Origin of the sequence: Cellulomonas sp. PSBB021 (genome assembly GCF_002240455.1) — a bacterium.
GTDB lineage: Bacteria > Actinomycetota > Actinomycetes > Actinomycetales > Cellulomonadaceae > Cellulomonas > Cellulomonas uda.
In genome coordinates this window covers 1,417,956-1,438,790 of sequence record NZ_CP021430.1, presented here as the reverse complement: position 1 = coordinate 1,438,790, position 20,835 = coordinate 1,417,956, and the positions used below count along the sequence as shown (strand labels likewise).

Annotated in this window: 21 protein-coding genes, 1 tRNA gene, 1 other RNA gene and 1 pseudogene; 12 read left to right on the top strand and 12 right to left on the bottom strand. The window is 75.0% G+C overall.

What is annotated here, in order from left to right; all coding sequences use genetic code 11:
- Positions 1-7 precede the first annotated feature (7 nt).
- The 4 genes from CBP52_RS06500 to CBP52_RS06485 form a co-directional block, all read right to left on the bottom strand.
- Positions 8-256: an acyl carrier protein gene (locus CBP52_RS06500; RefSeq protein ID WP_094180300.1), complete on the bottom strand. Its 249-nt coding sequence runs from the start codon at positions 254-256 to the stop codon at positions 8-10.
- Positions 257-356: 100 nt separating this feature from the next.
- Positions 357-1,358 (bottom strand): beta-ketoacyl-ACP synthase III, encoded by a 1,002-nt coding sequence (locus CBP52_RS06495; protein ID WP_094180299.1) that lies wholly within the window; start codon positions 1,356-1,358, stop codon positions 357-359.
- The gene (locus tag CBP52_RS06490) at positions 1,355-2,344 is read right to left on the bottom strand and encodes an ACP S-malonyltransferase (RefSeq protein ID WP_094180298.1); all 990 of its coding nucleotides are present in this window, start codon (positions 2,342-2,344) and stop codon (positions 1,355-1,357) included. The genes CBP52_RS06495 and CBP52_RS06490 overlap by 4 nt, the downstream gene beginning before the upstream one ends.
- A 109-nt stretch (positions 2,345-2,453) precedes the next feature.
- Positions 2,454-3,698, bottom strand: a complete 1,245-nt coding sequence (locus tag CBP52_RS06485) for a CdaR family transcriptional regulator (RefSeq protein ID WP_094180297.1) — start codon at positions 3,696-3,698, stop codon at positions 2,454-2,456.
- A 295-nt stretch (positions 3,699-3,993) separates the two neighbouring features.
- On the opposite strand from CBP52_RS06485, the gene CBP52_RS06480 reads away from it, so the two are divergent.
- Positions 3,994-4,554: a hypothetical protein gene (locus CBP52_RS06480; protein WP_094182213.1), complete on the top strand. Its 561-nt coding sequence runs from the start codon at positions 3,994-3,996 to the stop codon at positions 4,552-4,554.
- Between the two features lie 101 nt (positions 4,555-4,655).
- Here CBP52_RS06480 and aceE read toward each other — a convergent pair whose 3' ends face one another.
- Positions 4,656-7,403: a pyruvate dehydrogenase (acetyl-transferring), homodimeric type gene (gene aceE, locus CBP52_RS06475; RefSeq protein WP_094180296.1), complete on the bottom strand. Its 2,748-nt coding sequence runs from the start codon at positions 7,401-7,403 to the stop codon at positions 4,656-4,658.
- Between the two features lie 352 nt (positions 7,404-7,755).
- On the opposite strand from aceE, the gene CBP52_RS06470 reads away from it, so the two are divergent.
- The 7 genes from CBP52_RS06470 to CBP52_RS06440 all read left to right on the top strand — a co-directional run bounded on the left by CBP52_RS06470 (position 7,756) and on the right by CBP52_RS06440 (position 12,858).
- The gene (locus CBP52_RS06470) at positions 7,756-8,175 is read left to right on the top strand and encodes a DUF3052 domain-containing protein (protein WP_094180295.1); all 420 of its coding nucleotides are present in this window, start codon (positions 7,756-7,758) and stop codon (positions 8,173-8,175) included.
- 38 nt (positions 8,176-8,213) lie between these two features.
- The gene (locus CBP52_RS06465; protein WP_232514684.1) at positions 8,214-8,645 is read left to right on the top strand and encodes a peroxiredoxin; all 432 of its coding nucleotides are present in this window, start codon (positions 8,214-8,216) and stop codon (positions 8,643-8,645) included.
- A 95-nt stretch (positions 8,646-8,740) separates the two neighbouring features.
- A tRNA-Val gene (locus CBP52_RS06460) sits at positions 8,741-8,817 on the top strand.
- 42 nt (positions 8,818-8,859) lie between these two features.
- Positions 8,860-9,690 carry an MOSC domain-containing protein gene (locus CBP52_RS06455; protein WP_094180293.1) on the top strand — a complete coding sequence of 277 codons (831 nt, stop codon included), beginning with the start codon at positions 8,860-8,862 and terminating at the stop codon, positions 9,688-9,690.
- Between the two features lie 27 nt (positions 9,691-9,717).
- The gene (locus tag CBP52_RS06450) at positions 9,718-10,905 is read left to right on the top strand and encodes a Nif3-like dinuclear metal center hexameric protein (RefSeq protein WP_094180292.1); all 1,188 of its coding nucleotides are present in this window, start codon (positions 9,718-9,720) and stop codon (positions 10,903-10,905) included.
- A gap of 64 nt (positions 10,906-10,969) precedes the next feature.
- Positions 10,970-11,710 (top strand): zinc ribbon domain-containing protein, encoded by a 741-nt coding sequence (locus tag CBP52_RS06445; RefSeq protein WP_094180291.1) that lies wholly within the window; start codon positions 10,970-10,972, stop codon positions 11,708-11,710.
- Positions 11,710-12,858 (top strand): bifunctional RNase H/acid phosphatase, encoded by a 1,149-nt coding sequence (locus tag CBP52_RS06440; protein ID WP_094182212.1) that lies wholly within the window; start codon positions 11,710-11,712, stop codon positions 12,856-12,858. The genes CBP52_RS06445 and CBP52_RS06440 overlap by 1 nt, the downstream gene beginning before the upstream one ends.
- Here the strand turns inward: CBP52_RS06440 and CBP52_RS06435 are convergent.
- The 3 genes from CBP52_RS06435 to CBP52_RS06425 are packed head-to-tail and all read right to left on the bottom strand — an operon-like array spanning position 12,855 to position 15,188.
- Positions 12,855-14,027 (bottom strand): SLC13 family permease, encoded by a 1,173-nt coding sequence (locus tag CBP52_RS06435; protein WP_094180290.1) that lies wholly within the window; start codon positions 14,025-14,027, stop codon positions 12,855-12,857. The two genes, CBP52_RS06440 and CBP52_RS06435, sit on opposite strands and share 4 nt — an antisense overlap.
- Entirely contained in the window at positions 14,024-14,803 is a 780-nt protein-coding gene (locus CBP52_RS06430; RefSeq protein WP_094180289.1) for a YaaA family protein, read from the bottom strand. Before CBP52_RS06430 ends, CBP52_RS06435 begins: the two co-directional genes overlap by 4 nt.
- A gap of 37 nt (positions 14,804-14,840) precedes the next feature.
- Positions 14,841-15,188: a DUF6191 domain-containing protein gene (locus CBP52_RS06425; protein ID WP_094180288.1), complete on the bottom strand. Its 348-nt coding sequence runs from the start codon at positions 15,186-15,188 to the stop codon at positions 14,841-14,843.
- Between the two features lie 49 nt (positions 15,189-15,237).
- Between CBP52_RS06425 and rnpB the strand changes: the two genes are divergently transcribed.
- The 3 genes and pseudogenes from rnpB to CBP52_RS18165 all read left to right on the top strand — a co-directional run.
- An RNA gene (gene rnpB / locus CBP52_RS06420) (RNase P RNA component class A) lies at positions 15,238-15,635 on the top strand.
- 78 nt (positions 15,636-15,713) lie between these two features.
- Positions 15,714-16,340 (top strand): hypothetical protein, encoded by a 627-nt coding sequence (locus tag CBP52_RS06415; RefSeq protein WP_094180287.1) that lies wholly within the window; start codon positions 15,714-15,716, stop codon positions 16,338-16,340.
- 77 nt (positions 16,341-16,417) lie between these two features.
- Positions 16,418-16,813: pseudogene (locus tag CBP52_RS18165) on the top strand (copper resistance protein CopC); the annotation flags it as partial.
- Positions 16,814-16,935: 122 nt separating this feature from the next.
- Here the strand turns inward: CBP52_RS18165 and CBP52_RS06405 are convergent.
- The 4 genes from CBP52_RS06405 to map form a co-directional block, all read right to left on the bottom strand.
- Entirely contained in the window at positions 16,936-18,036 is a 1,101-nt protein-coding gene (locus tag CBP52_RS06405; protein WP_369826315.1) for a DUF817 domain-containing protein, read from the bottom strand.
- Positions 18,037-18,109: 73 nt separating this feature from the next.
- Positions 18,110-18,919 (bottom strand): MBL fold metallo-hydrolase, encoded by an 810-nt coding sequence (locus tag CBP52_RS06400; protein WP_157732520.1) that lies wholly within the window; start codon positions 18,917-18,919, stop codon positions 18,110-18,112.
- A gap of 31 nt (positions 18,920-18,950) precedes the next feature.
- Positions 18,951-19,706: a polyphosphate--glucose phosphotransferase gene (gene ppgK / locus CBP52_RS06395; protein WP_094180284.1), complete on the bottom strand. Its 756-nt coding sequence runs from the start codon at positions 19,704-19,706 to the stop codon at positions 18,951-18,953.
- On the bottom strand, positions 19,703-20,566 hold the full coding sequence (gene map / locus CBP52_RS06390; RefSeq protein WP_094180283.1) for a type I methionyl aminopeptidase: 864 nt from the start codon (positions 20,564-20,566) through the stop codon (positions 19,703-19,705). Before map ends, ppgK begins: the two co-directional genes overlap by 4 nt.
- Positions 20,567-20,658: 92 nt before the next feature.
- On the opposite strand from map, the gene CBP52_RS17520 reads away from it, so the two are divergent.
- Positions 20,659-20,835 (top strand): SPOR domain-containing protein, encoded by a 177-nt coding sequence (locus CBP52_RS17520; protein ID WP_157732519.1) that lies wholly within the window; start codon positions 20,659-20,661, stop codon positions 20,833-20,835.

Here is a 20,835-nt window from a genome sequence, read left to right as displayed (position 1 = left end):
GGGTGGGTCAGGCCTGCGCGTTCGCGATGAAGCTGACGGCGTCGCCGACGGTCGCGAGGTTCTTGACCTCGTCGTCGGGGATGCGCACGTCGAACTTCTCCTCGGCGAGCGTGACGATCGTCATCATCGACAGCGAGTCGATGTCGAGGTCGTCGGTGAACGACTTCTCCGGCTGCACCGCGTCGGTCGGCAGGCCGGTCTCCTCGCTCACGATCTCGGCCAGGCCGGCCAGGATGTCCTGCTCGCTGTACGCCATGGGTGTCTCCTTCGTGGGACGTTAGGGGTCGGACGAACGGTACAGCCGGGCGGCCGGACCGACGGGGGAGTGCGGACCGCGGTCGCGGCCCGCGGGGGTGTCAGGGCAGGACGACGACCTGGGCGGCGTAGACGAGCCCCGCACCGAAGCCGATCTGCAGTGCGAGCGCGCCCGACGACACCTGGCCCTCACGGAGCAGGCGCTCGGTCGCGAGCGGGATCGACGCCGCGGAGGTGTTGCCCGTGTCGACGATGTCGCGTGCGACCACCACCGACTCGGGCAGCTTGAGCTGCTTGATCATCTGGTCGACGATCCGCATGTTCGCCTGGTGCGGGATGAACGCCTCGACCTGGTCCGCGGTGATGCCCGCGGCGTCGAGCGCCTTCTGCGCGACGGGCGCCATCTGCCACACGGCCCACTTGAAGACCGACTGGCCCTCCTGGCGCAGCGTGGGCCAGCCCGCGCCCGTCTGCGTCTCCTTCCAGGAGTGCGTCTGGCGGATGGCCTGCGCCTGGCCGCCGTCCGAGCCCCACACCGTCGGGCCGATGCCGGGCGTGTCCGACGGTCCGATGACCACCGCGCCCGCACCGTCGCCCAGCAGGAACGAGATGGAGCGGTCGGTCGGGTCGATGAAGTCGCTCATCTTCTCGGCGCCGATGACGAGCACGTGGCGTGCGGTGCCGGCGCGCACGAGCGCGTCCGCCTGGCCGATGCCGTAGCAGTAGCCCGCGCACGCGGCCGAGATGTCGAACGCGGCGGCGGGCGTCGCGCCGATCCGGTCGGCGATGATCGCGGCCCCCGCAGGGGTCTGGTGGAAGTACGTGACGGTCGACAGGATGACGGCGTCGATGTCCGCACCGGTCAGACCGGCGTGCTCGAGCGCCTTGCGGGCCGCGCCCTCGGCGAGGTCGAGCACGTCGGTGCCCTCGCCGGCGCGGGCGCGCGTGACGATCCCCGTGCGCTGGCGGATCCACTCGTCGGACGAGTCGATCGGCCCGGCGATGTCGTCGTTCGTCACGAGGTTCTCGCCGCGGACGCCGCCGATCCCGAGGATGCGGGTGTGCGCGGGGCCGGTGGCCTGCGTGAGGGTGGGACGGGTCACGACGACTGCTCCTGGCTGCTCGCGGACGTGGGGACGGCCGACGACGCGTGGCGGCGCACGAGGTCGCGTGCGGCGTCGAGGTCGGCGGGGGTCTTGACGGCGACGGTCTCGACCCCGGGCAGCGTACGGCGCGCGAGGCCCGTGAGCACACCACCGGGGGCGACCTCGAGCAGGCCGGTGACGCCCAGCTCGAGGAGGGTCGCGCAGCACAGGTCCCACCGCACCGGGTTGGCGACCTGCGCGACGACCCGCGCCAGGGCCTGCGCGCCGCTCGCGACCGCGGCGCCGTCGGCGTTGGACAGCAGCGTGACGCCGGGCTCGCCGGGCGTCACCTCGGCTGCCGCCGCGCGCAGCTCGTCGACCGCGGGCGCCATGTGCTCGGTGTGGAACGCGCCCGCGACCTGCAGGGGCACCACGCGTGCGCGGGCGGGGGGCTCGGCGGCGAGCGCGGCGAGGGCGTCCAGCGTGCCGGCGGCGACGACCTGGCCGCCCCCGTTGACGTTCGCGGGCACCAGCGCGTGGCGCGCGAGGGCCGCGAGCACCTCGTCGGGGTCCCCGCCGAGCACCGCGCTCATGCCGGTGGGCGTCACCGCGGCCGCGCGGGCCATGGCGGCACCGCGCACCGCGACGAGCCGAAGCGCCTCGTCGTCGGTCAGGACGCCCGCGACCGCCGCTGCGGCGAGCTCACCCACCGAGTGGCCAGCGGTCACGTCCACGCGGTCCGCGACCGCCGCGCCCAGCGGGGCGCTCACGTCCAGCTCGAGGACCGCGCGCAGCGTCGCGAGCGCGGAGGCGACCAGCAGCGGCTGCGCCACGGCGGTGTCGCGGATCGTGTCGGCGTCCGACGTCGTGCCGTGCGCGACGAGGTCGAGGCCGGTGGCCTGCGATGCACGGCCCACGGCCTCGGCGACGGAGGGCAGCTCGAGCCAAGGGGCGAGCATGCCGGGGGACTGGGCACCCTGTCCGGGGCAGACGACGACGAGCACCCGTCAACTGTGCCTGCCCGACGGCGGGGCACCGGTACGCGGCGCGCACCGAGAATGTGGCGGGGCGTTGTGGCTGTCCTACAAAGCCCTCCTGTCGGTGCGCCGGCGGTCAGGAGGTCGCGTCGAGCCGCCCCACGGCGAGCGCCGTCTGGAGCACGTACGACTCACGCGGGTCGAGCGGGTCCCACCCCGTGACGTCCGCGACGCGCTTGAGCCGGTACCGCACCGTGTTGGGGTGCACGTAGAGCGAGCGTGCGGCCGCCTCGAGCGAGCGGCCCGTCCCCAGGTACGCCGAGATCGTCTCGAGGAGCGCGCCCTGGCTCGCGGACAGCGGGTCGTACGCCTGCGCGACGAGCGTGCGGCGTGCGAGCGGATCGCCGACGAGCACGCGCTCGGGCAGCAGGTCGTCCGCCGCGACGGGCCGCGGCGCCTGCGGCCATGCCGCCGCGGCCTGCAGCCCGGCGAGCGCCGCACGGGCGGAGCGTGCGCTCTCCGTCAGGTCCGCGACCTGCGGCCCGACGACGACGGGGCCCGGCCCGAAGCGCGGGAGCAGGGACGTCACCGCCGCGCGCAGGTCGCCCTCGCCGCCCAGGAAGATGACGAGCCGGTCGCCCTGGATCCCGACGAGCGCGTCGTCGGCCGCGCGGCTGGTCGCACGCCGCAGGTCTGCCGCGCGTACCTCGTCGATCGGCGCCGCGGTCGTCCCGACCACGACGAGGGTGGGACCGCGCCCGCCCCAGCCGAGCGCGGCGACGCGCGAGCGGACCGAGTCGTCCACGTCGCCGCGGACCAGCGCGTCGACCACCAGCGCCTCGAGCCGGGCGTCCCACGCGCCGCGCACCTCGGCGGCGCGCGCGTAGACCTCGGCGGCGGAGAAGGCGACCTCCCGCGAGTACAGGAGCACCGCCTCGCGCAGCTCGCGCTCCTCGCCCGGCGCCGCGAGGCGCTCGGCGTGCGTCTCGACGACGTCGACGACCACGCGCACGAGGTGCAGCGTGTGCTGCAGGGAGATGGACCGCGTCAGCTCGGGTGGCGCGCTCGCGAAGATGTCGCTCACACCGTGCGGCGGGCGGGTCGAGTCCGCGAACCACGTGATGAACGCGCTGATGCCGGCCTGCGCGACCAGGCCGACCCACGAGCGGTCCTCGGCGGGCAGCGCCCGGTACCAGTCGAGGTCCTCGTCGAGGCGGCGCATCGCGGCGGCCGCGAGCAGCCCCGCGCCCTCCCGCACGCGCCGCTGCGTCTCGCTCGTCGGGACGTGCTGCGCCACCGACTGGGACGGCGTGAGCGCCCCCGCGGCCGCGGCCCGCGGCGTCGTCGTGGAGCGCGCGGGGCGGTCGGAGGAGCGGGACATGCGCCGAGCATAGGCGGACGGCTTGTGGGAAGTCGACAAAGCGCGGCGCGCGTCGCGGCCCGGTTCGCGCCGCTGGGGCCCCGCCCGGAGCCCCGGCGGATCGTCCGTCTGGCCCGGTTCGCGGCGTCTCGGGTCGGTCCCCCGGACGCCGACGGGCTAGTGTCGCAGCATGGCTCTGCTGCCCCGTCTGAGACAGCTGATGCGTCGGCCCTCGTCCGCCTCGCGCGTCGGCGCCCGTCGTCCCACGAGCACGGCGCGCCGCGGCGACACCCTCCACGAGGACGCCCTGCGGTCGATGTTGTCCGACGACCCGAACAACGTGCGCGCGTTCGCGGCCCTCGCCGAGATCGTGCGCCGTCGCGCGGCCGAGACCGGCCCCGACGGCGACCCGTTGACCGCGCCGCAGGACGACGCCGAGCGGCAACGTGCGGCCGACCTCGCGGTGTGGTCGCTCGGCGAGGAGCTCGCGGGCAACCCGCGCGCCTGGTACCCGCTCATCGAGGTCGCCCGCCTGTCGGTGCGCGACGACCACGAGGGGACGCTGCGCCGGCTGACGACCGCCGCGGAGCGTGACCCGTCGGGCACGGCGCTCGTGGAGGCGCTGAGCCTGCTGCGGGAGGCGGGCAAGCCGGTCGACGCGCTCGGGATCGGCGTCGGTCACTGGCGGCCGCGCGAGCACGACCCCGCGGTCGCGCGCCAGCTCGTCCTCGCGGCGGTCGAGGCCGACCGGCCGCTGGACGCCAAGCAGTACCTCGCCAACCTCGACCTGTACCCGGACCAGGCGTCGGTGCGCGAGCTGCGTGAGGAGCTCGCGCACGTCGTCGCGCAGGCGCAGCAGGCGATGCCGGGGACCTGAGCGCTCCCGTACCTGAGTACTCCCGCGCCGTCGCGGCGCGGACGACGAAGGGGGCCGACGATCGCTCGTCGGCCCCCTTCGCGCAGGTCAGGCGCGGACCGTCAGGAGTCGCCGCCCGCGTTGCCGGACGTGCCGGCCGTGACGTCGTGCAGGCGGTAGCGCTCGATCGCCTGCGCCGGGGCGTCCGCGGCCACCGCACCCGTGCGCGCGAGCTGCTGCAGCACGCGCACCGCGGTCGACGGGCCGTCGATCTTGAAGTGCCGGCGAGCGGCGGCGCGCGTGTCCGAGAAGCCGAAGCCGTCGGCACCGAGCGTCGCGTACGTGCCGGGCACCCACGCGCGGACCTGGTCCGCCACGAGGTGGTCGTAGTCCGTCGTCGCGACGAACGGACCCTCGGCCCCCGCGAGCTTCTGCGTGAGGTACGCGGTGCGCGGCTCCTCGTCCGGGCGCAGGAACGCCTGGGCGTCGGCCTCGAGACCGTCGCGGCGCAGCTCGCTCCACGACGTCACGGACCACACCGCGGCCCGCACGCCCCAGTCCTCGGCGAGCAGGTCGCGCGCCTCGAGGGCCCAGGGCACCGCGACACCCGACGCGAGGATCTGGGCGCGCGGCCCGTCACCCTCGGCGGGGGCCAGCAGGTGGATGCCCTTGAGGATCCCCTCGACGTCCACACCCTCCGGCTCGGCGGGCTGGACGATCGGCTCGTTGTAGACCGTGAGGTAGTAGATGACGTCACGGTCACGACCGCCGTTGTCCGGCGCGTACATGCGGTCGATGCCGTCGCGCACGATGTGCCGGATCTCGTAGCCGTACGCCGGGTCGTAGTGCACGACGTGCGGCATGGCGCCCGCGATGAGCGGCGAGTGCCCGTCGGCGTGCTGCAGGCCCTCACCGGTGAGCGTGGTGCGGCCCGCGGTCGCCCCGATGAGGAAGCCGCGCGCCATCTGGTCGCCGGCCGCCCAGAACTGGTCGCCCGTGCGCTGGAACCCGAACATCGAGTAGTAGAAGTAGAACGGGACCAGGGGCTCACCGTGCGTCGCGTACGACGTGCCGACGGCCTGGAACGCGGACGCGGACCCGGCCTCGTTGATGCCGGTGTGCATGATCTGCCCGGACTCGGACTCCTTGTAGCTCAGCATCAGGTCGCGGTCGACCGCGAGGTAGTGCTGACCCACCGTGTTGAAGATCTTCGCGCTGGGGAAGATCGAGTCCAGGCCGAACGTGCGGGCCTCGTCGGGGATGATCGGCACCAGCCGGTGGCCGAACTCCTTGTCCTTCAGGAGGTCCTTGAACAGGCGCACGAGCGCCATGGTCGTGGCGACCTCCTGCTGGCCCGAGCCCTTCGCCAGGCCGTCGTACTTCTCCGGCGCAGGCGTCGTGACGGGCTTGTGCGTCGAGCGGCGCTCGGGCACGAACCCGCCGAGCTGACGGCGGCGCTCCAGCATGTACTGGATCGCCTCGTCGTCGGCACCCGGGTGGTAGTACGGCGGGACGTAGGGGTTCTCCTCGAGCTGCGCGTCCGTGAACGGGATGTGCAGCGTGTCGCGCAGCGTCTTGAGGTCGTCGATCTTGAGCTTCTTCATCTGGTGGGTCGCGTTGCGCCCCGCGAAGCCCGAGCCGAGCCCGTAGCCCTTGATCGTGTGCGCCAGGATGACGGTCGGCTGGCCGGTGTGCTCGCGCGCCGACTTGTAGGCCGCGTAGATCTTCCGGTAGTCGTGACCGCCGCGCTTGAGCGCCCAGATCTCGTCGTCGGTCATCTTCTCGACGAGCGCCTTGGTGCGCGGGTCGCGCCCGAAGAAGTGCTCGCGGATGAACGCGCCGTTCTCGGCCCGGTACGTCTGGAAGTCGCCGTCCGGCGTGATGTTCATCAGGTGGACGAGCGCGCGGTCCTTGTCGGCGTTGAGCAGGACGTCCCACTCGCGGCCCCAGATCACCTTGATGACGTTCCAGCCGGCGCCCCGGAACTCGGCCTCGAGCTCCTGGATGATCTTGCCGTTGCCGCGTACCGGACCGTCGAGGCGCTGCAGGTTGCAGTTCACGACGAACGTGAGGTTGTCGAGGTTCTGCTGCGCCGCGAGGTGGATGAGGCCACGCGACTCGGGCTCGTCCATCTCGCCGTCGCCGAGGAACGCCCACACGTCCTGCTGGCTGGTGTCCTTGATGCCGCGGTTGTGCAGGTAGCGGTTGGTCCACGCCTGGTAGATCGCGCCCGACGGACCCAGGCCCATCGACACGGTCGGGAACTCCCACAGGTCCGGCGCGAGGCGCGGGTGCGGGTAGGACGGCAGGCCGCCGCCGGGGTGCGACAGCTCCTGACGGAACCCGTCGAGCTGGTGCTCGCTCAGGCGTCCCTCGAGGAAGCCGCGGGCGTACACGCCGGGGGAGGCGTGGCCCTGGAAGTACACCTGGTCGCCGCCGCCCGGGTGGTCCTTGCCGCGGAAGAAGTGGTTGAGGCCGACCTCGTACAGCGTCGCGACCGACGCGTACGACGAGATGTGGCCGCCGACGCCGATGCCGGGGCGCTGCGCCCGCGTGACCATGACGGCCGCGTTCCAGCGGTTCCACGAGCGGTAGCGCCGCTCGATGACCTCGTCGCCCGGGAAGTAGGGCTCGTTGTGCACCGCGATCGTGTTCACGTACGGCGTGTTCATCGACGACGGGATCGCCACGTTCCGCTCACGCGCGTGCCGCAGCAGGCTCATGAGCACGTACCGCGCGCGCGGGCCGCCCTTGTCGTCGATGAGTCCGTCGAGGGACTCGACCCACTCGCCGGTCTCGTCGGGGTCGATGTCCGGTACCTGGCTGAGCAGGCCGCCGATGAGCGGGCCTGTCTCGTCGATCTGAGCCACCAGTGCTCCTCGCCTCTCGTCGGCGCGCGGGCCGGATCGGCCACGGCGCACATCGTCGGCCCGGGCCCGAGCGTGGCTGGCTGCCGCGTGCACGGGGCGGGTAGTCCGCCCCATTCTCGGACCCTGACGGCCTGAAAGTCACACGCGGGTCATCTCTGGTGCACGTGACGTCCGTGACAGTGCCTCCTGCGTCACACGCCCACCGCACGCCCACCGCACGGCCGCCGACCCGTCCGGCACGGTCCACCGCGGCGACTCTTGCCAGGTGGCGCGTGCTGCGGTGGGCTAGGTTGTGCGCACATCGGGAGGCGCCCGCAGGGGTGGGGGCCGCGACGAAGGGATCGGACGGGACGTGTCAGCGAGTGCGGACGCCGGGCAGCAGCAGGCTGCTCGACTGGGATTCGCCGCGGGGCAGGTGATCCAGGAGCTCGGCTACGACGACGACGTCGACGAGGGCCTGCGCGAGTCGATCGAGGCGATCACGGGTGCCGAGATGGTCGACGAGGAGTACGACGACGTCACCGACGGTGCGGTGATCTGGTTCCGTGAGGACGACGGTGACCTCACCGACTACCTCGTCGACGCCATGACGGTGCTCGAGGACAACGGCCCGATCTGGGTGCTGTCGCCGAAGTCGGGCCGGCCGGGCCACGTGTCGCACTCCGACATCGAGGAGGCCGCGACCACGTCGGGCCTGCACGCGATGTCGACGTTCGCGATCGCCCCGGACTGGTCGGCGACGCGGCTCGGCACGCGCGGCCGCGGGAAGTGACCGCAGCGGGCACGCGTGCGCTCGTCGTCGGAGAGCCCGTGCCGGACCTGACGCTGCCCGACACGCACGGCACGCCCGTCACGCTGTCGCAGCTGCGCGGTGGCGCCCTGGCCGTCGTGTTCGTCCCGTTCGCGTTCTCCGGGATCTGCACGAGCGAGCTGTGCGAGCTGCGGGACAACCTCGGGGCGTTCGACGAGGCCGGTGTGCGGCTGCTCGTCGTCTCGTGCGACCCGATGTTCACGCTGCGGGCGTGGGCGGAGCACGAGGGCTACACGTTCGACCTCCTCTCCGACTTCTGGCCGCACGGCGAGGCCGCGCGCGCGTTCGGCGTGTTCGACGAGAGCACCGGGCACGCGCTGCGCGGCTCGTTCCTCGTGGACGCGCAGGGCGTGCTGCGGTGGAGCGTCGTCAACGCGCGCGGCCAGGCGCGTCCGCTCGGCGCGTACCGCGAGGCGCTCGCGGCGCTGTGAACCTGCGCGGCCGCCCGCTGGCGGGCCACCGCGCCGGGCGCCGGGCGCTGCCGGTAGGCTGTGCCGCCGTCGGGCGCCCGGGCGCACGGCAGCAGGGGCCTGTAGCTCAGCTGGTCAGAGCACCGCGCTTACACCGCGGGGGTCGCCGGTTCGAACCCGGCCGGGCCCACCAGGCGGACGCCGCGACGACGCGCGCACGAGGAGGTCGCCCGTCATGAGCGACGCCCCCTCGCGGCCGCCGCGTGTCGCGTCGCTCGCCGTACGGCCCGTGAAGTCGCTGCGCGGCGTCGAGGTCGAGCGGGTCGCGCTCGACCGGCTCGGGCCCCGCGGGGACCGGCGGTGGATGGTGGTCGGCCCGGACGGCGCGACCGTCACCGCACGGCAGGTGCCGGCGATGCTCGGCCTCACCGCGCGCCCCGTCGACGGGGGTGTGGAGCTCACGGCCCCCGGGCGCGTGCCGCTCGTCGTGCACGAGCCACGCGCGGGCCGGCGGGTCCCCGTGACGCTGTCCCGGGTGGGCGAGGCGACCGCGTGCGCGGCGGAGGCGGACGCGTGGCTCTCCGAGGCGCTCGCGCTCGCGGTGCGGCTCGTGTGGCTCGACGACCCGGCGCGACGGTCGGTCTCGCCCGACCACGGCGGGCGCCCCGGCGACCCGCTGTCGTTCGCGGACGCCGCGCCCGTGCTCCTGACGACGACCGCGTCGCTCGACGCGCTCAACGGCTGGCTCGCGCACGAGCGGGGGCACCCGCCGCTCCCGATGGAGCGGTTCCGCCCGACCCTCGTGGTCGACGGTGACCTCGAGCCGTTCGCGGAGGACCGGTGGGCGCGCGTGCGCGTCGGAGACACCGTGCTGCGCTTCGCCGAGCGGTGCGACCGGTGCGTCATGACGACGGTCGACCTCGACACGCTGCGCACCGGCACCGAGCCGACGCGCACGCTCGCACGGCACCGCCGCGAGGACGGCAAGGTGTGGTTCGGGGTGCGGCTCGTGCCAGAGCAGGTGGGCGAGCTCGTCGTCGGCGCGCCCGTCGTCCCGCTGACCTGACCCGACCGCCGGGTAGCGTGCTCGTCTGTGAGCGCTCCTCGTCTGGCCGACGTCGTCCGGGTCCTCGAACGGCGCTACCCGCCGTCGACCGCCGAGTCGTGGGACGCCGTCGGCCTGGTCACCGGTGACCCGGACCAGCCGGTACGTCGCGTGCTGTTCGCGGTGGACCCCGTCGCCACGGTGGTCGACGAGGCGCTCGAGTGGGGTGCGGACCTCGTCGTGACCCACCACCCGCTCCTGCTCAAGGGCGTGACGTCGGTGGCTGCGACGACGTTCAAGGGGGCGGTGCTGCACCGGCTGGTGCGCGGCGGCTGCGCGCTGCTGGCCGCGCACACCAACGCGGACAGCGCGACCGACGGCGTCGCGGACGCGCTCGCCCAGGTGCTCGGGCTCGTCGACGTCGAGCCGCTGCTGGCGGACGCGGGCCCTGCGCTCGACAAGCACGTCGTGTTCGTGCCGGTCGCCGACGCGCCGCGCGTGGTCGACGCCATGGCAGCGGCCGGGGCCGGCGCCCTCGGGGCGTACGAGCGGTGCGCGTGGACGACGACCGGCGAGGGGACGTTCACGCCGCTGCCGGGCGCGTCGCCCACGATCGGCTCGGTCGGTACCCGCGAGGTCGTCGTCGAGGCCCGCGTCGAGATGGTCGCGCCGCGGGGTGCCCGCACCGCGGTCGTGACGGCGATGCGCGGCGCGCATCCGTACGAGGAGCCCGCGTTCGACGTGCTGGAGGCCGCGAGCCTGCCCGGGAGCACCGGCACGGGACGCGTCGGCAGGCTCGCCGAGCCCACGACGCTGCGCGCGTTCGCGCAGTGCGCCGCGGACGCGACGCCGGCCACCGCGCAGGGCGTGCGGTTCGCGGGCGACCCGGACGGTCGCGTCGAGCGGGTCGCGGTCGTCGGCGGGTCGGGCGACCCGTTCTTCGACGCGGCGCGCGCGGCGGGTGCCGACGTGTACGTCACGGCGGACCTGCGCCACCACCCCGCGTCCGAGCAGCGCGAGCGTGCGGCGTTCGACGCGCGCGGGGGCAGGGCGGCGACGCCCTACCTGGTGGACCTCGCGCACTTCGCGTCCGAGTGGCCCTGGCTGCCGCTCGCCGCGCGCGACCTGGCGGCGGACCTGCACGCGCAGGGCACTACGGTGGAGACCCGCGTGAGCGTGCGGTGCACCGACCCGTGGACGGGTCGCGTCGGCCGCACGGACTCCCGCAGCAGCTAGCCCCGCCATCCGGCGAGAGCCGACGACGACCCACGCGCGCCGCCGCGTACGGAAAGGACTGCCCGTGGCCAACGCCCCCGCAGCGGACCAGCGACGACTCCTCGACGTCCAGGCGCTCGACACGCGCCTCGACCAGCTCGCGCACCGGCGCCGGACGCTGCCCGAGCTCGCGCGCATCGCCGAGCTGGACTCGCAGGTCGCGGACCTGCACACCGCGCTGGTCACGTCGCAGACGGCGGTCGCGGACCTGCGCCGCGAGCTCGCGAAGGCCGAGGCGGACGTGCAGCAGGTGCGGGACCGCGCGGCGCGAAACCAGGCGCGTCTCGACGCGGGTCAGGGGACCGCCAAGGACCTGCAGGCGCTGCAGCACGAGCTCGAGTCGCTCGCGCGGCGCCAGGGCGACCTCGAGGAGGTCGAGCTCGAGGTGATGGAGCGTCTCGAGGCGCACGAAGCAGCGCTCGCCGAGGTCACCGCGGCGCACTCGCAGCTCGTCGAGAGCAAGGCGCAGGTCGTCTCCGAGCGGGACGCGGCGTACGCGCAGCTCGACGCCGAGGCCGCCACCGTGCAGGCCGAGCGGGCGGGCGCCGCGAGCGGTCTCGACGCGGGCCTGGTCACGCTGTACGACCGGATCCGCGCGCAGCTCGGGGGGCAGGGCGCGGCGGCGCTGCGCGGCCGACGCTGCGAGGGGTGCCACCTCGACCTCAACCCGTCCGACGTGGACGTCATCAAGGCGAAGCCGGACGACGCGGTGGTCCGCTGCGAGGAGTGCGGGCGGATCCTGGTCCGGCTGCCCGAGGGGCAGTGATGCGGCGGCTCGTCGTCGAGGCCGACGGGGGCTCGCGCGGCAACCCCGGTCCTGCCGGGTACGGCGCGCTCGTGCGTGACGCGGACACGGGCGAGGTGCTCGCCGAGCGGGCCGACTACGTCGGGATCACGACGAACAACGTCGCGGAGTACTCGGGCCTCGTCGCGGGTCTGCGCGCCGCGGTCGGCATCGACCCCGACGCGGCGATCGAGGTCCGGATGGACTCCCAGCTGGTCATCCGCCAGATGAGTGGTGAGTGGCAGGTCAAGCACGACGACATGCGCCGGCTCGCGGCGCAGGCCCGCGCGCTCGTCGACCCCACGACGGTCACGTGGACGTGGGTGCCGCGGGCCGAGAACGCCGCCGCGGACCGGCTCGCGAACCGCGCGATGGACACGCGAGGCCCGGTCGTGACCGACGCGGCCGCGTCGTCGTCCGTGACGCAGGCCGTGCGGCGGCGGCAGCCCGGCCCGTCCGGGGCGGGCGTGCGGTTCGACGACGAGCAGCCCGTCACGGTCGTGCTCGTGCGGCACGGTGAGACCGCGATGACCGTCTCGCGCGGCTACTCGGGCTCGGGCGAGCCCGGCCCGCCGCTCAACGACCACGGCCGCGCACAGGCGCGTGCCGCGGCCGCGCTCGTCGACCGTGTGGGCCGTGACCTGTGGGGGGACATCGAGTACCCGAGCGAGCTCCTCGCGTCGCCCATGGTGCGCACGCAGGAGACCGCCGGGATCGTGGCGGAGCGGCTCGGGCTGCCGGTGCGGACCGACGACCGCGTCAAGGAGGCGGACTTCGGTGAGTGGCAGGGTCTGACGTCGGAGCAGATCGAGGAGCGCTGGCCGGGCACGCTCGAGCCGTGGCACACGCTCGCGACGGTGCGACCGCCGGGCGGGGAGTCGATCGCCGACGTCGGGGAGCGCCTGCGGTCGGTGTACGACGACCTCCTCGCGGCGGGCGGGGGACGCACCGTGGTCGTCGTCTCGCACGCCGTCGCCATCCGCGCGGCGCTCGGTCTCGCGATGGGTGCGCACCCCGGGACGTGGAGCCAGCTGCGCGTCTCGCCCGCGTCCGTCAGCATCGTGCGCCTGTACTCCGACCGGCGCCACGAGATCGCCGTGGCGGGAGCGCCGAGCGAGGGCTGGTCCTAGGTCACGGCGACCAGGGCCGCGACCGACGCCACGAGCGCGAGCGGCGCGAGCAGCAGGCCCTGCCGGACGATCGTCGCGGCCGGCACGTCGAGCAGCACCTGACGGCACCGCTGCCACCACAGGACGGTCGCGAGCGAGCCCCACGGGGTGAGGATGGGTGCGACGCCCGTCCCGACGAGCAGCGCGGCGATGCGCAGCGGGTCGCCCGCCGTCGCCGGGTCGAGCGCCAGGAACGCGGGCAGGTTGTTGATCCCGTTCGACGCGAGCGCCCCGACGCCCGCGAGCCGCAGCAGGTCCAGCGGGCCGTGCCCGTCGCCCGCCGCGCGGTGCAGCACGCCCGCGAGGCCGTGCGCGTGCGCGGCCGCGACGAGCACGAACAGCGCGGCGACGACGAGCAGCGTGCGCCACGGGACCATGTCGCCGGGCGCGACCGGCAGCGGTCGGCGCCGCGCGAGCGTCACGGCGAGCAGCACAAGCGCGGTCACGCCCGCGGCGAGCTCGGGCGTGACGCCGACGACGAACGCGACGGCCATCGCGGCGACGGCGACGCCGGTGACGCGCAGCAGGACGGGGTCCGGGGCGTCGGGCGTCGCGACGGGTGCGTACCGGCCGCGGATCGCGCCCCGGTCGCGCACGGCCAGCACGACGACCGTCACGACGACCGCCGCGAGCGCCGGCGCCCACATCAGCGTCAGGTAGTCGGTGCCCGAGCGCCGGATCTCGTGGTCCGCGAGCAGGTTCGTCAGGTTCGAGACGGGGAGCACGAGCGAGGCCGTGTTCGCGAGCGCCACGACGGCGAGCGCCATCGGCAGAGGAGGCGTGTGCGTGCGGCGCGCGAGGGCGATCACGACGGGCGTGAGCAGCACCGCCGTGGTGTCGAGCGAGAGCACCGCGGTCACGACGGTCGCGAGCACGACGACACCGGCCCACAGGACCCAGCGCCGGCCGCGGGCGGCGCGCGCCGCGAGCGCTGCCGCGGCCGCGAACAGGCCGGCGCCGGCGCAGAGCTCGGACACGACCGTGAGCGCGGCGACGAACAGCAGGACGGGGCCGGTGCGCTCGGCGAGCGCGACAGCGTCGTCGCGCGGCAGCACCCCCGTGGCCACCGCGAACACCGACACGACGAGCGCGACCACCCACCACGGGCGGCCGCGAGCCGGCGTGCTCACCCCACCACGAGCGTGAGCGTGCGCGGCCCCCGGGCACGCGCGTCGCCCAGCTCGACACCCAGGAGTGCCGTGCCGACGAGCTCGCCGGCCGCGTGCGCCAGCGCCTCGGCGTCCCGCGGCGGCTGCGCGCGACGCGTCAGCAGGTGACGCGCGAGGACGCCCCGCGTGTGCTTCGCGTGGTGCGACACGACCGACCGTCGCCCCGCGAGCTCGCGCTCGACCCGCACGGCCACCCAGTCCGCTCCCGCGGGCGGGCGCCACATCGCGACGTAGTCCGCCGACCGGCCGTCGACGACGAGCGCGCCCTGCGCCTCGGCGTCGAGCACGTCCGGCAGCGCCGCGCGCCAGGCCGCCGCGAGCGGACCGATGCCGGGCAGGTCGACCCCGCCCGACAGCCGGTACGCCGGCACCGCGTCGTCGGGGGTCACGACGCCCCACAGCCCCGAGAAGATCCGCACGCACGCCGCCGCTCGTCGCCGCTCGGCGGGTGTCAGCCCGGCGAGCCCCGCCGCCGCGTACAGCACGCCCGTGTAGACGCCGCGCGCGGGCGCGGCGGGCGCCTCGCGCAGCCGGGTGTTGCGCGCGACCTCGTCGGCCAGGCCGGGGGGCACGCCGAGCACCTGCGCCGCGTCCGGCCGGGCCGAGACCTCGACGAGCGCGTCGAGCACCGTGGCGCGCAGCGGGTTCAGCGCGGGGGAGGACAGCGCGTCGAGGTCGACCGGGGCGCCGCGGCGCGGCGCGGTCTTGCCCTCGGACGGGGGGAGCAGCAGGAGCACCGCACGACTGTAGGACGCCCGCACCGCGCGGGCCGCGTCAGTCCGGGTGCGGCGCGACGTGAGATGCGTCGTCCTCGTCGCCGGGCCGGGCCCGCGGTCGCAGCACCACGGTTCCGGAGTCGAGGTCGAACGGCGGTGCGTCGTCGCCCGCGTAGTGGATGTCGAGCCGCTGACGCTCCTTCTCGGCTGTCAGGTGCTCCCGGTTCGGCTGGAACAGGTCGCCGAGCGAGTCGAACAGCCCGCCGGCCGCGCTCCCGACGTCCGTGCGCACCGCGCGCGGTCGGTCGAGGAACCGGTCGAGCCGCCCGCTCGCCACCAGCCGGTCGGCGACGACGAGCAGCCCGCCGACCACCGCGACCCCGACGACCCAGGCGAGCCAGCCCATGCACCCATGCTGGCACGCGCCCGCGACGTGCGTAGACTCGTCGCGCGGATGAGTCAGCCAGGCGGCCGCGTCGGTGAGGCCCCCGGGCCCCACCGCCGAGGAACGTCCGGGCTCCGTAGGGCAGGGTGGTGGGTAACACCCACCCGGGGTGACCCGCGGGACAGTGCCACAGAGAACAGACCGCCCCGACGTGCCGGTTCGCCGGCCCGGCCGGGGTAAGGGTGAAACGGTGGTGCAAGAGACCACCAGCGCACCGGGTGACCGGTGCGGCTCGGCAAACCCCACCCGGAGCAAGACCAGACAGGGAGCGTTCGAGGGCGGCCCGCCCGAGCTCCCGGGTAGGTCGCTGGAGGCGTGCGGCAACGTACGTCGTAGATGGATGGCCGCCACCCGTGCGTGGGCGACCGCGCACGGGGACAGAACCCGGCGTACCGGCTGACTCATCCGTGCCAAACCGTTGAGGTGCGGGGATTCTCACACCTCACGGTGAGGACCTTGGTCCCGTACGCGGGCTAGCGTCGGCTCATGACCAGGGCGTCCACCGCACCGGCGCGTCTCGCGCGTGCGGCGGCGCTGTCGGTCCTGGTGGTCGCGCTGGCCGCGGGCGGGCACGCGCTCGGCGGGGGAGCCGCGCCGCAGCCCGGTCTGCTGGTGGCGCTCGTCGCGGTGTCCTCACCCGTCACCGTGCTGCTGTGCGGCCGGCGCGTGACGCGCGGGGTCGCGCTCGCGGTCCTCGCCGTGGGGCAGCTGGCGCTGCACGGTGCGTTCACCGTCGTCGGCTCGTGCGCGACGTCCGGACCCGCCGCGGGGGCGCACGCGCACCACGGGGGTGCGCACCTGCAGCACGTGTGCGCCACGGGTGCCGGGTCGCTCACCGGTTCCTCGGCCGGTGCGATGGTCGCGTGGCACGTCGTCGCGACGGTCGTCACTGCGCTCCTCGTCGCGGGGGTCGAGCGCGGCTTCCCGCTCGTCGCCGGGGTGCTCGCGGCCCTGTTCCGCGCGCCCGCCGCACTCGTCGCACCCGTGCTGGCGCGGCTCCTGCCCGCCGGCGAGCCCGACGCGCGCGTCGCGACGCTGCACCTGCGCGGCGCGCCGGCGCGCCGCGGACCCCCGCCGCCGGCGTCCCCGCCCACCGGCACACCGCGGACCTGACGCGCCGACCGTGCGCGGCCCGGTGCGCCGCACCGACCCCGCCGCCCCGCGGCCCGCCCGTGAAGGACCCCTGACCCATGCACCGCACCGACCCCACCCCGACGCTGCGCGACGCGCCCCCGACCACCCGACGCACGCTGCGGTCCCTTGCGGCGCTCGTCGCGACGGGGGTGCTGCTCGTGGCCGGGGCGAGCGCCACGCACGCGCACGACACGCTCCTGTCGACCGACCCGGCCGACGGCTCGACCGTCCCGGTCGCGCCCGAGGCGGTGACGCTCACGTTCTCGTCGCCCGCGATGGCACTCGGCACGCGCGTCGTCGTCCTGACGCCCGACGGCCGGGACGCCGCGGCCGGTGAGCCGCTGCTCGACGGCGCCGCCGTGACCCAGCCGCTGTCGGGTGAGCTGCCGCCCGGCCGGTACACCGTGCAGTGGCGCGTGACCTCCGCCGACGGCCACCCCGTCGACGGGACGTTCGCGTTCACGGCGGCGAGCGGCACCGGGACGCCCGAGCCGACGCCCACCCCCACGCCCACCCCCACGCCCACCCCCACGCCCACCCCCACGCAGGCGCCGTCGCCCACCTCGGGTGCGGGTCAGACCGCCGCGCCGTCCCCGACGCCGTCGGCGCTGCCGACGATCGACCCCGGCCCGCGCAGCGGTGGCCCCGCGTCGTTCGTCGTCGGGGCGCTGTTCGTCGTCGTCGCGGCCGTCGCCGTCGCCGCGCTCCTCGCCGCCCGTCGTCGTCGCCCCTGACGTGCGGGCACGTCCCGCGTCCCGCCGACGGTCACCGCGCCGGCCGGCGGGCGCGGGACGTGCACCCACGTGACGAGCACGACCGAGATGACCAGCAGCAGGAACCACGCGACGAGCTTGTGCGGCGACACGGGGTGCCAGCCGGCGGCCTGCGCCGGGTACAGCCACGCGCCGGCGAACGTCGCGAGGTTCTCGGCCACCCAGATCACTGCGGACACGAGGCCGAACGCCACCAGGACGGGCATGCGCACCACGCGCGTCAGCACCCGCACGTGCATCACGCAGCGCGCCCACACGGTCAGCACCGCGGCCACCAGCAGCCAGCGTGCGTCCCACCACCAGTGGTGGGTGAAGAAGTTGACGTACACCGCGGCGGCGACGAGCGCCGTGACCCACCGCCGCGGGTAGCGCTCGAACCGCAGGTCGAAGATCCGCATCACGCGCACCAGGTACGAGCCGACCGCCGCGTACATGAAGCCCGAGAACAGCGGCACGGCGCCCACCCGCAGGACGCCGTCCGCGGCGTACGACCACGACCCCACGTCCGTCTTGAACAGCTCCATCGCGGTCCCGACCACGTGGAAGACCCCCACGACCCGCAGCTCCGCGACCGTCTCGAGGCGCGTGACGAGCATCAGCACCTGCAGTGCCAGCGCCGCGAGCGTCAGGAGGTCGTTGCGCGCCAGCGGCGCGTCGTCGGGGTACCAGAGCCGGGTCGCGAGGATCAGCGCGAGCAGCAGCGCACCGAACAGGCACGCCCACGCCTGCTTCAGGACGAACACCACGAGCGTGACCAGCCACGCCCGCGGACCGTCCGTCGGGAGCCCGTCGAGGCGGCGGTGCGCCCACGCGTCGACGCGCTGCTCGACCGAGGTGAGGCCGCGCTCGACGGCGGAGCGGGCTTGAGCCAGCGGGGCGACGACGCGCCGGGGGAGCAGCACGCCACCACCCCACCACGACGCGCCGCCCGCGGGCGGTCGTGCATGTGGAGGTTCGGGGTGGGGACCGGGCAGGTCAGTGGTGCAGGAGCCGCCGCTGACGGTCGTCGGCGGCACGCTGCCACGCCGAGGCCAGGCGCGGGTCGCGCGCACCCGCGGCGCCCCGGTCCGTGGGGTCCGCGTCCGTGAGACCGGCGAGGTACGCGCGGTCCGCCGCGACGCGCGGGGCGAGCGGCCCCGGCGAGCCGTGCCCGGGCACGACGAGCCCGGCGCCCGAGGCGGCCAGGGCGTCGAGCGCCAGGACGTAGTCGCCGAGCGGGTCGCTCGCCGCCTCGTCGAGCAGCGGGACCTCGACGTCGCTCAGCATGTCGCCCGCGACGAGCACGCCCACGTCCGCCACGAGCAGCGCGCCGTGCCCCGGGGCGTGCGCGCGGTGCGCGAGGACCAGGACCCGCGGGCCCGCCCAGCCCAGCGCGGCCGTGTCGAGCGAGCGCCAGCCGGGCGGTGCACCGGCCGGGGCCGGGTGCGTCGGGGCGACCGCGGGGACCGGCGCCATCGCGGCGGGGCCGTCCCCGGGCCGGGACCGCAGGACGCGCGCGAGCTCGTCGTCCGCGTCCCGCTCGGCGGCGAGCGTCGCGTGCTCGTCGTCGCGGGCCGCGACCGCCCAGCGCGGCACACCCGCGAACGCGGGGCCGTCCAGCCGGTGGTCCCAGTGCGGGTGCGTCGACCACACGGCCGCCGCGCGCCGCCCGGCCGCCGCGAGCTGCGCACCCAGCGCCGCGACCTCGTCGGCCGTCACGCCCGGGTCCACGACGAGACACGCGCCGCCGGACCCGACGAGCACGGTCGTCGTGGTCGCGTACACCGCGCTCGTCGTGACGAGCACGCCCGGCGCGACCTGCGCGAGGGCCAGGGCGTCAGTCCTCGTCCGTGACCGCCGCGAGGGCCGCCGCGCCCACGATGCCCGCCGCGTTGCGCAGCTGCGCCGGGACGATGCGCGTGCGCAGGTCCAGCAGCGGCAGGAACTTCTCGTGGTGCTTGCTGACCCCGCCGCCGACGACGATGAGGTCGGGCCAGAACAGGTTCTCGACGACCGAGAAGTACCGCTGGAGCCGCTGCGCCCACTGCTCGAAGTCCAGGCCGTCACGGTCGCGCGCCGCGTCCGAGGCGCGCGACTCCGCGTCGTGCCCGTCGATCTCCAGGTGCCCGAGCTCGGTGTTCGGCACGAGGCGGCCGTCGACGACGAGCGCCGAGCCGATCCCGGTCCCGAGCGTCACCACGAGCACGACGCCAGAGACGTCCTTCGCCGCGCCGTACCTCGCCTCGGCGAAGCCCGCCGCGTCCGCGTCGTTCACCGCCACCACGTGCCGGCCGGTCGCCTCCGCGAACAACGTCTGCGCGTCCGTGCCGATCCACGAGTCGTCCACGTTCGCGGCCGACTGCGCGACGCCGTGCAGCATCACGGCCGGGAACGTCACGCCGATCGGGACGTGCTCGTCCAGGTCGAACGAGTCGACGATCTCGCCGACCGTCCGTGCGACCGCGTCCGGCGTGGCCGGCTGCGGGGTGGGGATGCGCAGCCGGTCGTCGGTGAACTCCCCCTTCTTGAGGTCCACGGGGGCGCCCTTGATGCCGCTGCCGCCGATGTCGATGCCGAACGCTCGCTTGCTCATGGCAGTGTCAGGATCTCCGCTCCGTCGTCCGTGACCAGCAGGGTGTGCTCGAACTGCGCGGAACGACGACCGTCGGCCGTCAGGACCGTCCAGTCGTCGTCCCACATGACCCAGTCCGGCGTGCCGAGGTTGAGCATGGGCTCGATCGTGAACACCATGCCGGGCTCGATGACCGTGTCGTACTGCGGTGCCGCGTCGTAGTGCGGGACCACGAGGCCCGTGTGGAACGCCGGTCCCACGCCGTGCCCGGTGTAGTCGCGCACGACTCCGTACCCGAATCGTGCTGCGTACTTCTCGATCACGCGACCGATGACGTTGATCTCCCGCCCCGGCCGGACCGCCTTGATCGCGCGCTCCAACGCCTCGCGCGTGCGCTCGACGAGCAGGCGCGACTCCTCGTCGACGTCTCCCGCGAGGAACGTCGCGTTGTTGTCCCCGTGCACCCCGCCGACGTACGCCGTGACGTCGACGTTCACGATGTCGCCGTCCTGCACCACCGTGGAGTCCGGGATGCCGTGGCAGACGACCTCGTTGAGGCTCGTGCACAGCGACTTGGGGAAGCCGCGGTAGCCGAGCGTCGACGGGTACGCACCGTGGTCGAGCAGGAACTCGTGGCCGATGCGGTCGAGCTCGTCCGTCGTCACACCCGGCCGCACGTGCGCGCCGACCTCGGCGAGCGCCTGCGCGGCGAGACGCGCCGCGACCCGGACCCGCGCGACCGTCTCGTCGTCCAGCACGTCGGGTCCGCGGTACGGCGTCGGCGCCGGCTTGTCCACGTACTCGGGGCGCGCGATGGTGGCGGGGACGGCACGACGAGGGCTGATCGTCCCCGGGACGAGCGGGGAGCGGACGGGCGACATGCCTGGCAGTCTACGGACCACGCCGGACGAAGCCCCAGGTCCGGGGCGACGCGCGACCCGAGAGACGCGGACCGACGAGCGAAGGAGCGGACGTGAGCGAGACCCAGTACTGGTACAACACCGAGACCGGCCAGGTCGAGGAGGGCCGGCACAGCGACTGGAGCAAGGTCATGGGGCCGTACCCCACGCGGGACGCCGCGCAGCACGCGCTCGAGCAGGCGCGGGCGCGCTCCGCCGCGTGGGACGCGCAGGACGAGGCGGACCGCTGA